The following is a 13,393-nucleotide window of genomic DNA, read 5'->3' on the forward strand; positions in this document are numbered from 1 at the left end:
GGCGACCTATCGGCTTCTGAGAGATAGTTTAAGAAACATTAAGTTTTTTTAGGAGGCGCGAATGAAAGTTAAGGAATGTTACAAAACCACGGAGATCTGGGAAAGCAACCAATGTCTGGACGCCATTTGTCCCATTGAGTTCATCCTGGAGTTAATCGGAACAAAATGGTCAATCTCCATCCTGCGGGAGTTATTTCGGGGACATCAACGCACCCATGAATTATTAGAATCGTTACCCGGAATTAGCACCAAAACCCTCACCATCCGGTTGCGGGAATTGGAAAAACATGGGTTAATCCTCCGTACGGTTTATGCTGAAATTCCTCCACGGGTAGAATATTGTCTAACCGATAAGGGACGGGAACTTCAACCAATTTTACTCGCCTTAAAACAGGTGGGAGAACACTGGTTAAAGGATAGCCACTGTGTTTGTCCCTTAGAATTGGGGGTTTAGGGACAGTTTAGGGGCGGACAGAGTTTTCCCATTCCTGTCGATAACCCGCGCTAAAATGGATTTCAGAACTAACATCGAACGTCTGTTTTCCGGGATTGTTGAGGTGAGATGATTAGGAAAATCCCAGACCGGGTGCGGGTTTCAGGAACATCAGATCTGATGTAGAATTCTGATGGATATTGAATACTCAAAACAATCGCAATTCTTGACAAGAATGCTTTGCTAATGTTGTATATAAAAAAATTATTTAGCCCGTCGGCCATCATGCGTCCCCTAATCAATTGGAGTTGTCGGTTATTGGGATTACCGAGTCTGAATGAATTAGAAGCTAACCTCTTATCAGAAACAACCAAGATTGAGCAGATGAAGCAACAGCAGAATGCTCTTTATCGTGTGATTAGTAAGATTCGAGCCTCTTTAGACATTGATTATATTTTTCGCACGACAACTAAAGAAACCTGTAAACTATTAGGAGCAGAACGGGTCGCAGTTTATCGTTTTTATGAAGATTGGGGCGGGGAATTTGTCAGTGATTTTGAATTTGCCGAACCCGGTTGGATCGATCATGAAAGTTTAGGAAAAAATACGGTTTGGATTGATACTTATCTTCAAAAAAACCAAGGAGGGCGGTATAAAGAAAATCAAACTCTAGTGGTTTCTGATGTACTGAAAGCCGAATTATCTCAATGTCATCTCGATGTTTTACAACAGTTTGGTATCCAAGCCTATGCAACGGTTCCTATTTTTACAAAACAAAAACTTTGGGGAGTTTTAGCGGCTTATCAACATTCAAACCCTCGGGAATGGCAAGATTCAGAGGTAGAATTTTTAGCTCAAGTTGCCACTCAGTTAGGGTTTGCTGTACAGCAAGCTGAATTATTAGCTCAATCGGAACGAAAAGCCAAAGATTTACAAGAAACCAGCGAACAACAGCAAATTTTATTAACCGTAATTGCGGCAATTCGGGAATCTTTAGATTTAGATATTTTATTCAAAACCACGGCTAGAGAAGTTCTCAGAGCCCTCAATGCGGATCGAGTGGGCATCTTTCGCTTTGATCCAGAAACTAACTATTGTTCGGGTCAATTTGTTTCAGAAAGCGTTTTACCGATCTATGATTCTGCTTTAATCACTCCAATTAACGATCGGTGTTTTGGAGAAAAATATGCCCTGGATTACCAACAGGGTCGAATGCAAGTTTTAAACAATATTTATGAATATGGATTAAAAGATTGTCATCTTAAAATCTTAGAAAAATTTCAGATTCAAGCCCAAATTGTTTCGCCTTTAATGAAGGGTAAAATACTCTGGGGATTACTCTGTATTCATCAATGCGATCGCCCCCGTCAATGGACAAAAACCGAGCTCCAATTTGTCAAGCAGTTAGCGGCTCAATTCAGTATTGCCCTGAGCCACTCGGATTTATTAGTTCAAACTCGTTCCCAAGCAGAACAATTAAACCTAACACTTAAAGAACTGAAAACCGCAAACTTAAAATTAGAAAAACTGGCTCGCAGAGATGGGTTAACGGGCATTGCCAATCGTCGTTATTTTAATGCTTTTTTTAACAAGACTTGGGAAACAGCTAAAGACAATCATCAATATTTATCTCTGATTTTATTTGATGTCGATTATTTTAAACTTTATAACGATTTTTATGGACATCCTGCCGGAGATCAATGCTTAATTAGTATTACCCGATCCGTGCAAAAAATTCTACGCTCAACGGATCTTTTAGCCAGGTATGGCGGAGAAGAATTTGCGGTGATTTTACCCAATACCAATCCCGATCAAGCCTATCGTGTGGCTGATAAAATTCAAGCGGTGGTCAGAAACTTAACGATTTCCCATACCAATATTCCGACGGGAAAATCCATCGTTACAGTCAGTCTGGGAGTTTCCAGTCAAATCCCCCGATCGGATCTACTTCCCCAAGACCTAATCAACGAAGCCGATCAAGCCCTCTACAGTGCCAAAAAACAAGGACGAGATCAATGGGTTTCCTGGGCGCAACCCTTATCAGTGATCGGTTATCAGTGATCAGTTATAGCAAGAGGCAATAGGGAATGGGCAATGGGCAATAGGTAAATACTTACTATAAGTAGCTTTTAGCTTTCAAGAATGTCCTAATAGATGTGGCAACTGCTATATCAGTTAATAAGTTATCAGTTAATAGGCAACGCCCCGTATTACTCATAAAAGTAAAATTCTGTAACAATTATTACAAATTTAATCTTTTCTTCGGGATCACAGGTTAGGCTACAGATAGGAAGACAAATTCAACTCTCTGATCTCAATAGGAGGTCTGCAAATGGTATCCTCTCCCGTCAGAATTAATCCCGCACCGACTCCGGCCTATATTTGTCCCTACGATCGCACCTGTAGCTATTTGGGACAGGCCGCAGTTGAGTTAGATCTCGATGACAATGTGCTGGTGGTGTTACAACAACCCCGCAAAGTTGTCACCGTCTCAATTCCCGTCAAACTGGATAACGGTAAAGTTGAGGTGTTAGCCGGACATCGTGTGCAGCATTGCGATGTACTTGGCCCCTATAAAGGAGGTTTACGGTATCATCCTTCGGTGAACTTGGGGGAACTCTCCGCCTTAGCGATGTTAATGACTTGGAAATGCGCTTTATTGGGAATTCCCTACGGGGGTGCTAAGGGTGGCATTGGCTTTGACCCCCATCAATATAGTATTAATGAGTTAGAACGGATCACCCGTCGCTACGCGAGTGAACTGATCAAAGATATTGGGCCAGAAACCGATATTCCCGCCCCCGATGTGGGAACCTCCGCTCGAGAAATGGCTTGGATTATGGATACCTATTCGATGAACATGGGACGGGCCGTGCTGGGGGTGGTGACTGGAAAACCTCTATCTATTGGTGGGTCGAAAGGACGGGAAATGGCAACCGGACGGGGTGTGATGATTACCGTGCGCGAAGCTTTAGCCGAACAGGGCAAATCCCTCGAAGGTGCAGCGATTGTGATTCAGGGTTTTGGAAAAGTGGGGGCGGCGGCCGCGCAATTGTTTTATGAAGCTGGGGCGACGGTCTTAGCGGTTTCTAATGTCCATGGTGGGATCTATTCCGAAAATGGCTTAGATATTCCGGCTCTGCAAGCCTATGCAGCCCAAAACAACCATGATATCACGGGATTTCCTGATAGTGAACCGATTAGCAATGCCGAATTATTAACATTAGCTTGTGATGTGTTAATTCCAGCAGCCATGGAAGATCAAATTACCGAAGAAAATGCCGATCAAATCAAGGCTAAAATGATCGCCGAAGCAGCTAATGCCCCGATTACATTATTAGCAGATCAAATGTTAGAAGCCCGGGGAATTATGGTTTTACCCGATATTCTCGCTAATGCGGGCGGTGTGGTTGTTAGTTATTGGGAATGGGTACAAGGTCAATCCTTTGTCTTCTGGGATGAGGAACGGGTGAATCATGAAATGGAACACCTGATGGTACAGGCCTATGCTCGGGTGAGTGAACTAGCCAAACAACGGGGGGTTTCTATGCGATTAGCCGCCTATACTTTAGGCGTGGGTCGAGTAGCTCAAGCCTTAAAAGATCGGGGTTTGTATCCGTAATGTTTGCTAAATATTCCCGGTGTAGAGACGTTGCATGCAACGTCTCTACGACTGGTGGGGTTAGGGGGAGTGTCAAGCGATCGCCTATTTAAAAATAACATTACGGTAAATTTCTGCTCAAATTGCGTATCCCCAAGCACAACACACAAATAGGTCAAAATATTGCGACCAATACGACTGTGGTTGAGCGATCCTCCGGGCATGGGTACGATTTCTCCATCACGATATTCACTACGTCCTTCTGCTTTTTCTTCAAGGGCGCGATATTCGTCCAAACTATAGTGATGAGCAACTTTCGCAATCATCGAATTATGTTGGTTATACACTTATAAATTTTACCGCCCACCTACTGAATGGAGATTAAAATAAACAATGAATATTAAAAATCAACAACAATTATGGCTTTAAAGTTTATCTCCATTCCCCCTGAAACTGGCAAACCCCCTCAAGGATTAATTGTGCTGATGCACGGTTGGGGCGCAAATGCTGAGGATCTCACCTCCCTAGCTCCGATGTTGCGTTTGAGCGACTATCAATTCATCTTTCCCCAGGCCCCCTTTCCCCATCCTCAAGCCCCGATGGGAAGGGCCTGGTACGCCTTAGAAACCCCTGAATATGAAGGATTAGCCGAAACCCAACAGCAGGTCAAGGAATGGTTAGAATCCTTAGAAGCGAGTACCGGAGTTCCCCTATCCCGAACCATTTTAGGGGGATTTTCCCAAGGGGGGGCGATGGTGTTGGATATAGGACGTTATTTTCCTTTAGCGGGCTTAATTATTTTAAGTGGTTATTTGCATTTTTCCCCCGAACCTTTAGACCATGATTTACCCCCGGTATTAATTGTTCATGGAAAACAAGATCCGATTGTGCCAATAGAAGCCGCCGGGCAAGCCAGGACTGCTTTTGAACAGTTGGGGGCAAAAGTTCAGTACCAAGAATTTAATATGGGTCATGAAATTCGACCCGAGGTTTTAGGCTTAATAAGAAGTTTTGTAATAGATTCGATACCACAATCAACCTAATAGCCTTAGTATAGAGATGGGGTTATCCATTAATGGTAACTCCGCCCAGTCAAGCTCAAAGCAAATGCAATTCACGGGAGGTTTAACTCATGGCAACCTTGACTCAATCCTCACCGAATATTCCCACTCTAACAGCCGAGGATGTGGCGGAACTGGCTGCTCGTCTGGAACGAGATGATTATGATAATGCCTTTGAAGGACTCAATGATTGGCATTTGTTACGAGCGATCGCATTTCAACGTCCCGAGCTAGTGGAACCCTATGTTTACTTGCTCGACCTTGAGGCCTATGATGAAGCCTAACCCTTTGATCGTCTTTAGGTTGGAATTAGGTTAACAAATGGAAATGATTTTGCCTTCCACCTTGAACAAGCATATTTTAGTTGGAATTAGTGGGGGCATTGCAGCTTATAAAGTCTGTGAAATTGTTTCAACTTTAGCGAAAGCTGGGGCTGATGTGCGGGTGATTTTGACCGACTCAGCCCAAGAATTTATTACTCCTTTAACCTGCGCGACTCTCTCCCGCCATCGGGCCTATACGGATCAAGAATTCTGGCAACCAACTCACGGCCGTCCCTTACATATTCAGTTAGGGGAATGGGCGGATATTTTTTTGATTGCACCCCTGACGGCTAATACCTTAGCTAAATTGGCTACAGGATTTTCAGATAATTTGCTGACTAATACGGTTTTAGCCTCCAGTTGTCCGGTGTTACTCGCTCCAGCTATGAACCGGGAAATGTGGAAACAAATTTCGGTACAACGCAATTGGCAAACCCTATTTTTAGATCCTCGGTTTCATGGGATGACCCCCGTCGATGGAATTCTTGCCTGTGATCTTCGGGCTACAAACCCAGGCAATTCCACTCGGGAAGGGGTAGGAAGAATGGCAGAACCCAAACAAATATTAGCTCATATTAATTCTTTATTAAATACCAACGGTAAACGAGATTTAATGGGAAAACGGATATTAATTAGTGCGGGCGGAACCCGGGAACATCTTGATCCGGTGCGGTTTATTGGCAACCCGTCAACGGGGAAAATGGGACTGGCTTTAGTACAAGCGGCGATTCATCGAGGAGCCTCAGTCACCTTAGTACATGGCCCGATGAATACGGAATTAGTCGCAAATTTACCCGAAGTGGAGTTAGTCTCCGTCACCAGTGGGGAAGAAATGTATCGGGAGATGCTGACAGGATTTCCCCAAGCGGATATAACGGTAATGGCGGCGGCCGTGGGTGATGTGAAACCGGCGATTTATAGTCAGGATAAATTGCCCAAAGCCCTTCTACCCACAGAACTGCCATTGGAAACTATTGTTGATATTGTAGCAGAACTGGGAAAAATGAAGCAACCCCACCAAAAATTAGTCGGGTTTGCAGCGCAAACAGGGGAAATTGTTAGTCCGGCGGAAGATAAATTACAGCGAAAAAATTTAGATGTTATTGTTGCTAATCCTATCGATTTAGCTAACGCTGGATTTGGCAGTGAAACCAATCAAGGGATATTATTAAGTCGTCAGGGACAGAAGTTAGAAATTGGGGCTTGCAGCAAGTTACAATTAGCCCATCAGTTATTTGATTTTATAGCGAACAACTGCTATAACTAACAACTAATAACTGATAACTAACAATTGATATAGCGCTACGCATTACAGTTAGGACACTTTTGAGTCCCTATTCCCTATTCCCTATTCCCTATTCCCTATTCCCTATTCCCTATTCCCTATTCCCTATTCCCTATTCCCTATTCCCTATTCCCTATTCCCTATTCCCTATTCCCTATTCCCTATTCCCTATTCCCTATTCCCTATTCCCTATTCCCTATTCCCTATTCCCTATTCCCTATTCCCTATTCCCTGTTCTAAGAGTGCCTAGGGCTATAACTAGCAACTGATAACTAATAACTGATAACTGATATGCCAAGATCCCACAATCCTCAGTTTTTAACAGAAAATAGAGTTTTCCGTGTTGATGATCAAAGCAGTCTTATTAAACAAACAGAAGCAGAATTGCAACAACAAAAGCTAGATTTTCAGGTGGTTAACCGGGCGCTGGCGGTATTAAGTGCTTGTACTCAAGCTGTGATCCGCGCTACCGATGAAATGACGCTCCTGCAAACCCTTTGCGAGTTAATTACCCAAGAAGCAGCCTATCGTATGGCTTGGGTGGCTTACGTTTGCCATGATCAGGCTAAAAGCGTCAAAGCAATGGCTTGGGCGGGTTATGAAGCCGATTACTTAAAAACCCTGAATATTACCTGGGCGGATACCGAGCGAGGTCGGGGCCCCACGGGACGGGTAATTCGTTCTGGACATCCGGTAGCTTGCCAAAATATGCTCCATGACCCCAATTTTGCCCCCTGGCGCGAAGCCGCCCAACAGCGTGGCTATCAATCCTCCATAGTGCTTCCTATGCTTAATAATGGCGAAGTATTTGGGACTTTGAATATTTACTCCGCCGAAGCCTATGCTTTTAATCCCAGAGAGGTTGAACTATTAACACAACTCACAGATAGTCTGAGTTTTGGAATTATAGCATTACGCGCTGAACAATCCCTACGAGAAAACGAACAACGCTATCGTTTATTAGCGGAAAATATTAGTGATTTAGTCTGTATTCAAGATCTGGATCGCCGTTATCTCTACCTGAGTCCTTCCTGCGAATCTTTACTCGGTTATGGTTATGAGGAATTAATTGGAGAAGACCCCTATATTCTATTCCATCCCGATGACCGCGATCGCATTTCCGAAGAATTTCGCGCGGCAATTTTAGGTAAAAACAATATTTCTATAACCTATCGCATTAGTCAGAAATCAGGAAACTATATTTGGTTAGAAACTTTAACAAAACCAATTTTAGATGAGGCGGGTCAGGTCGTTCAAATCCAAACAACTTCTAGGGATATCACAGAAAGAATTTTAGTCCAAGAGCGTTTCAAATATGAAGCCCTACATGATGCCCTAACGGGTTTACCTAATCGAAATCTCCTGATGGAAAGGCTCAAATTAGGGATGAACCGGATTCACAATTTTGAAGGCTATCACTTTGCCCTTTTATTCCTCGATCTCGACCGATTCAAAGTGATTAATGACAGTCTAGGACATTTAGTAGGGGATCAGTTATTGATCGCTATAGCGCGTAAGTTTCAGTCGATTTTGCGCTCAACCGATCTTGTCACTAGAATCGGTGGTGATGAGTTTGTAATATTATTAGATGAAATTAAAGATATTCAAGAAGCAATTAGAGCGACTGAGAAGATTTTTAAAGCCTTAGCTTGCCCATTAATCATCGAAGAAAGGGAAATTCATGTAAGTACAAGTATTGGGATTGTGTTTGGGACAAAAGACTATATTCGAGCCTCGGATATACTACGCGATGCCGATATTGCCATGTATCGTGCCAAAAATCAAGGTAAGGCTAGATATGAAATTTTTGATCGAGAAATGCACGCGATCGCTATTAATCGACTCCAGTTAGAAAATGATCTTCGTAGAGCGATTGAACAACAACAATTTTTAGTTTATTATCAACCAATTATTGATATTTATAATCATCGCCTCATAGGATTTGAGGCATTAATCCGTTGGCAACATCCCACTCGCGGGTTTATTTGTCCCGCAGAATTTATTCCTTTAGCCGAAGAAACTAACTTAATTTTAGCGATTGATAGTTGGATGTTATCCACCGCTTGTCAACAACTCGCAACCTGGAACAAAAAATTTCCCAGTCGCCAACCTCTGAAGATTAGTATTAATCTTTCGGCTCAGGATTTTCGCAAAGTTAATTTAATCGAAGAAATTGATACTATTTTAAAAGAAACGGGTTTAGAAGGGAATGCAATAACCTTAGAAATTACCGAAAGTATGTTAATTGAAGATATTAATAAAACCATTTATGTCTTGAAAGAAATTAAGTCTCGAAATATTGAAATTAGTATTGATGATTTTGGTACGGGATATTCCTCTCTTAATTATCTTCATCGTTTTCCTGTGGATCATTTGAAAATTGATTATTCTTTTGTGAGTCAGATGCAGAAAGAAAACCGTAATTATCAAGTTGTGAGTACCATTATTGATTTAGGTCATCATCTGGGTTTAGCTATTGTTGCTGAAGGGATTGAAACATCCCAACAAATGCAATGGTTACGGGAACTGGACTGCGAATTTGGTCAAGGTTATTTATTTGCTAAACCTTTATCTGCTCAAGACATTGAAATCAAATTTTTAACCTAAATAAGAAATATAGCAAGAGGCAATAGGGAATAGGGAATAGGGAATAGGGAATAGGCAATGGGCAATAGGTAAATACTTACTATGAGCAGATTTTAGCTTTCAAGAATGTCCGTCCTAATAGATGCAGCAACTGCTATATATAGTGGGGAATGGGGAATAGTAAGCATGGACTATTATTATATTCTAAGGCTGATGGAGTAATAAGTTTGTTTCCTGATTTTGAAAATTACATTCCTTTCCCCTTAGAATATTATGGGTTAAATAATCTCGAACAAAATTACACCCATAACTCAATAAATCCAAATTCAAAACATTTTCAACATTCCATAAAATTAAAGTATTATCTTCACCAACCGATGCCACAAACGTACCATCAGGACTATAGGCTAACCCCCGAATTGCCGCACTATGTCCCCGTAGGGTGGTGAGTTCCTTTCCTTCCAACGTCCATAACTTCACCGTATTGTCAACACTACCCGATGCTAGTCTATCTCCCCTGGGACTAAACGCCACCCCCCAAACCGCCGCCGTGTGACCTTCCAGGGTTCTCAATAAAGTTCCATCCCGTTTCCAGAGTTTAACTGTATTATCGGCACTTCCCGACGCCAACATTTCACCGTTAGGACTCCATGCCACCCGCCACACAGCCGTTTCATGACCCTTGAATGTTCTCAGTAAAGTACCATCTGATTTCCACAATTTAACGGTTCCATCGGCACTTGCAGAAGCCAACCACCGACCATCGGGACTAAAAACTACCTGCCATACCGTCGCCTGATGTCCGGTCAAGGTTTTCAGTAAAGTACCCTCTCGGTTCCAGAGTTTAATGGTATTATCCTCCCCTCCTGAAGCGATAATCTGAGCATCGGGACTCAAGGCGACAGCCCAGACTAAAGCCGTATGCCCAACTAACCTCTTGACTAAGGTTCCGTCCCGTTTCCACAACGTCACCGTATTATTATTACTGGCTGCAACAATCCATTTTTGATCCCGACTCAAATCAACGGCGACTGACCCCCTAAGCTCACTTTTCAGAGTTTTTAACAGTTGACCTTGACGGTTCCAGATCTTCACCCAACCGTCCACGGTTCCCGTGACAATGGTCTGACCATCCTGACTAATATCAACACCCCAAACCCCTCCCTGATAAGGATTAATCATCGTTCGGAAGGGATTTTGACTTTGCCACAGTCGCACACCATTTTCTGCCCCCGCCGAGGCAATAAACTGACCATCAGCACTCCAATCCAAGCCCCAAATGACTCCGAGATGTCCTTTCAGGGTATTCAGAGGTGTGCCGTCCCGTCGCCATAACTTAATGGTTTTATCCACACTCCCAGAAGCGAGGGTCTGACCATCGGGACTCCAAGCCACACCATAAACAGCAGCACTATGACCTTCTAGGGTTTCTGAGCAAAGTCCCATCAAGTTTCCACAATTTAACGGTTTTGTCAGCACTAGCCGATGCCAGAGTTTGACTATCGGGACTAAAAGCCACCGACACCACTAACCCGGGATGACCCCGAAAGGTTCGCGAGATAGTCCCATCGGATTTCCACAATTTAATGGTTTTGTCGAAACCTCCAGCCGCTATCCATTGACCATCGGGACTCCAAGCCACCCCCCAAACCCCTTCTCCCCGTTGCTCAAGGGTTTTGAGTAACCTCCCATCCCGCCGCCATACCTTCACCGCCCCGTCCATACTACTAGAAACAATCTGCTCACCATCGGGACTAAAGGCCACGCCCCAGACCCCAATTCCATTCCCCGCAAAGGTATTTAACAGTGTGCCATCTCGTTTCCACAGTTTAACCGTACCATCATCACCCCCGGAAGCAATAAATTGACTATCGGGACTAAAATTAAGGGTTCTAACGGTTCCTTGATGACCTTTGAGGGTGGCCACGGACTGACCGTCCCGTCCCCAAAGTTTGATCTTTTTATCCACACTCCCAGAAGCAATTAAAGAACTATCAGGACTGATATCAACGGTCATCACCGCCGCTTTATGACCCAATAAACGGTTATATTCATCGGTTTCATAAACCGCTTGTCGCAGCACATTTTTAACTTGATCCTGAATAGTTATATCAGTTTTTTGGAGGTTTTGGAGACGATGTTTAGCTTTGATGGCTTCAATTAAAGCATCTAAACGACGGTTAGAAACAAAGAGTCCATCGGAGGCGGAAACCAGGGCTTGAATTTCACTCAGTCGCGCTTGATATTCACTCAACAGTGAACGTCGATATTGAATATAACTGGTAATCCCTAAACCACAGGCAATTAATAAAGCAAAACTTACCGCTATTAGTAAATTTTTTTGACGTTTTGCTGCCTGTTCTTCTTGAGTTAATCTGGCTTTAACTTCTTGGGTTCTTTGAGCTTCTAAAACCAGTTGTACTTCCTGTCTATCTGCTTCTACACTAGCTGCTAAAAATTGATAGTCTAAATCACTTAAACTTTTGCCCATCGCCCAGGTTTGAGCGTCTTTTAATGCCTGTCCTCGTAATAGGCGGGATTCATCGGTTCTTCCTGTCAAAACCCAAGCGTCTAAAACCTGAGAATAGGGTCGCAGTTGCCCTAATTGTTTTTCGACCCAGGACTGATTAAAGACTTCTTGATAAATGCGATTTTTGATTTGTAAGTAGCCTTGTTTTTTAATTAATAATCCTGATAATAAAAGTTCTGTTTGTTCGGGACTATCATCGGTTATAATTGGGGTATTTTGTAAAACTTGTTGATAAACACCGAGTAATCTTCCGGCCCGTTGTTCATTTCTCAAAAGGCGATCACAGATAGTTTTTAAATGTTCCGGTTCGTCCTGACTTTCCCAATGTTCAATAATTTGCGATCGCACTAAATTTTCTATCCAAAAAGATTCCGAACCCAGGGGAGGAATTAAATTTTGAGAAATAGAATTCTGTATGGCAAAATCAACTAATTGACAGAGTTTTTGGGTTAAAAAAGGTTGTCCTCCCGTCCAAGCAATAATTTGTTTTACGATTAAATGGGCTTGGGTAATTTTTCCTTCTAATTCTTTTGCTAAAGATAACGCTTCTTCTGCCGTAAAACCACATAAGTTAATCGCTTGACCAATATTAAAAGGAGTCCGAGTTTTATCTAAAATTAAATTACTGGGAGTGGCGACACCAAATAAGGCAAAAGTAATCCGTTTATACCCAGGATTAATCGCTCTTTGATTATAACAATAACGAATCAGAGCAAAAAAATCATCAATGGGAAAATTAAGGCTTAAAACACTATCAATTTCATCAATAAAAATACAAAGCTGTTGTTCAGGAAATTGCTGAAATAATAATTCCTCAATAAAATCACTGAGTCGCTGTAATAACGAAACATCTTCCCGTTCTTTCCACCAAGTTTTTAAATTAATTTTTCCTACACAATTAAACCCTCTACACAAATCTCCAACAATCCCTTTATACCATTGTAAGGGAGTAATTTGTTGACTCCCAATCCGAGTCATATCCAGAATTGTACAGCTATATCCCTCTTTTTCCAGTCGGGATTTCGCTCGCACCATTAAGGAAGATTTCCCCATTTGTCGAGCATTAAAAACATAGCAGAAATTCCCGGCTTTGAGTGCGGTATAAAGTTGTTCATCCGCCCGACGCTGAATATAGGTTGGGTTATTCTGATCTAAACTCCCCCCAACTTGATATGGACTGGAAATCATAAGTAAGCACAGACTTGATTTTGAGCGAGTGTCTAGCGGGTTTTTGGCTAACCCTTTAAGGATTTACGTCTCTTAAGAATCCCCGCCGTTTTACGGCGCGGGAGTGTCAATTGGATTGAAAAAGATTAGGCTAGTTTTATCCCCGGTTTCAGTCCCCTCACCCCAAGCCCCAGGGCTGTTTCATTTTAAGAAAAAAGCTAAAATGATGGGTTGATAGGGAGATAGGGAAATGGGAGAGATTAACACAACCCTGGAATAAGCTGTTGAGCATTTAAACTGTATATTTTAGAGGCTGAAACCCCTTACTGGCTTGGATCGTCTCGAAAATTTAGATAATTAACAGCTTAATAGACCAACGGCGGTAAAACCTTTTCCTCCGGTGTTGC

The 13,393-nt window shown here is 42.6% G+C and carries 10 protein-coding genes; 7 read left to right on the top strand and 3 right to left on the bottom strand.

The genetic code is table 11. The features are described 5' to 3' along the window. The first annotated feature begins 61 nt into the window (after positions 1–61). The 3 genes from AC2D3N_RS13790 (at position 62) to AC2D3N_RS13800 (ending at position 4,055) form a co-directional block, all read left to right on the top strand. Positions 62–454, top strand: a complete 393-nt coding sequence (locus AC2D3N_RS13790) for a winged helix-turn-helix transcriptional regulator (RefSeq protein ID WP_079681244.1) — start codon at positions 62–64, stop codon at positions 452–454. A 264-nt stretch (positions 455–718) separates the two neighbouring features. Next, on the top strand, positions 719–2,494 hold the full coding sequence (locus AC2D3N_RS13795) for a sensor domain-containing diguanylate cyclase (protein ID WP_079681245.1): 1,776 nt from the start codon (positions 719–721) through the stop codon (positions 2,492–2,494). 271 nt (positions 2,495–2,765) lie between these two features. Continuing rightward, the gene (locus tag AC2D3N_RS13800; RefSeq protein ID WP_079681246.1) at positions 2,766–4,055 is read left to right on the top strand and encodes a Glu/Leu/Phe/Val family dehydrogenase; all 1,290 of its coding nucleotides are present in this window, start codon (positions 2,766–2,768) and stop codon (positions 4,053–4,055) included. On the opposite strand, the gene AC2D3N_RS13805 is transcribed toward AC2D3N_RS13800, so the two are convergent. Next, the gene (locus AC2D3N_RS13805; protein WP_079681247.1) at positions 4,022–4,360 is read right to left on the bottom strand and encodes a Uma2 family endonuclease; all 339 of its coding nucleotides are present in this window, start codon (positions 4,358–4,360) and stop codon (positions 4,022–4,024) included. The genes AC2D3N_RS13800 and AC2D3N_RS13805 overlap by 34 nt on opposite strands. 93 nt (positions 4,361–4,453) lie before the next feature. Here AC2D3N_RS13805 and AC2D3N_RS13810 point away from each other — a divergent pair, with 93 nt between their 5' ends. From AC2D3N_RS13810 to AC2D3N_RS13825, 4 genes are all read left to right on the top strand, one after another. Continuing rightward, positions 4,454–5,077 carry an alpha/beta hydrolase gene (locus AC2D3N_RS13810; protein ID WP_079681248.1) on the top strand — a complete coding sequence of 208 codons (624 nt, stop codon included), beginning with the start codon at positions 4,454–4,456 and terminating at the stop codon, positions 5,075–5,077. An 89-nt stretch (positions 5,078–5,166) separates the two neighbouring features. Further along, positions 5,167–5,379 (top strand): protein IsiD, encoded by a 213-nt coding sequence (isiD, locus tag AC2D3N_RS13815; RefSeq protein WP_079681249.1) that lies wholly within the window; start codon positions 5,167–5,169, stop codon positions 5,377–5,379. Positions 5,380–5,416: 37 nt separating this feature from the next. Continuing rightward, entirely contained in the window at positions 5,417–6,685 is a 1,269-nt protein-coding gene (coaBC, locus tag AC2D3N_RS13820) for a bifunctional phosphopantothenoylcysteine decarboxylase/phosphopantothenate--cysteine ligase CoaBC (protein ID WP_200816855.1), read from the top strand. A gap of 309 nt (positions 6,686–6,994) precedes the next feature. Beyond that, positions 6,995–9,310, top strand: coding sequence for a bifunctional diguanylate cyclase/phosphodiesterase (locus tag AC2D3N_RS13825; protein WP_484691188.1), 2,316 nt, complete (start codon positions 6,995–6,997; stop codon positions 9,308–9,310). A gap of 183 nt (positions 9,311–9,493) precedes the next feature. Here AC2D3N_RS13825 and AC2D3N_RS13830 read toward each other — a convergent pair whose 3' ends face one another. Both AC2D3N_RS13830 and AC2D3N_RS13835 read right to left on the bottom strand, forming a co-directional pair. Continuing rightward, positions 9,494–10,735 carry a WD40 repeat domain-containing protein gene (locus AC2D3N_RS13830; protein WP_484691189.1) on the bottom strand — a complete coding sequence of 414 codons (1,242 nt, stop codon included), beginning with the start codon at positions 10,733–10,735 and terminating at the stop codon, positions 9,494–9,496. Next, positions 10,701–13,007 carry an AAA-like domain-containing protein gene (locus AC2D3N_RS13835; protein WP_484691190.1) on the bottom strand — a complete coding sequence of 769 codons (2,307 nt, stop codon included), beginning with the start codon at positions 13,005–13,007 and terminating at the stop codon, positions 10,701–10,703. Before AC2D3N_RS13835 ends, AC2D3N_RS13830 begins: the two co-directional genes overlap by 35 nt. Between the last annotated feature and the right edge of the window lie 386 nt (positions 13,008–13,393).

This window comes from Planktothrix sp. PLAVEN19ND (genome assembly GCF_057220675.1).

Bases quoted from the DNA above. Each gene is read 5' to 3' on its own strand.
- AC2D3N_RS13790 (WP_079681244.1), top strand. From the start codon at position 62: ATGAAAGTTAAGGAATGTTACAAAACCACGGAGATCTGGGAAAGCAAC.
- AC2D3N_RS13795 (WP_079681245.1), top strand. From the start codon at position 719: ATGCGTCCCCTAATCAATTGGAGTTGTCGGTTATTGGGATTACCGAGT.
- AC2D3N_RS13800 (WP_079681246.1), top strand. From the start codon at position 2,766: ATGGTATCCTCTCCCGTCAGAATTAATCCCGCACCGACTCCGGCCTAT.
- AC2D3N_RS13805 (WP_079681247.1), bottom strand. From the start codon at position 4,360: ATGATTGCGAAAGTTGCTCATCACTATAGTTTGGACGAATATCGCGCC.
- AC2D3N_RS13810 (WP_079681248.1), top strand. From the start codon at position 4,454: ATGGCTTTAAAGTTTATCTCCATTCCCCCTGAAACTGGCAAACCCCCT.
- isiD (WP_079681249.1), top strand. From the start codon at position 5,167: ATGGCAACCTTGACTCAATCCTCACCGAATATTCCCACTCTAACAGCC.
- coaBC (WP_200816855.1), top strand. From the start codon at position 5,417: ATGGAAATGATTTTGCCTTCCACCTTGAACAAGCATATTTTAGTTGGA.
- AC2D3N_RS13825 (WP_484691188.1), top strand. From the start codon at position 6,995: ATGCCAAGATCCCACAATCCTCAGTTTTTAACAGAAAATAGAGTTTTC.
- AC2D3N_RS13830 (WP_484691189.1), bottom strand. From the start codon at position 10,735: ATGGGACTTTGCTCAGAAACCCTAGAAGGTCATAGTGCTGCTGTTTAT.
- AC2D3N_RS13835 (WP_484691190.1), bottom strand. From the start codon at position 13,007: ATGATTTCCAGTCCATATCAAGTTGGGGGGAGTTTAGATCAGAATAAC.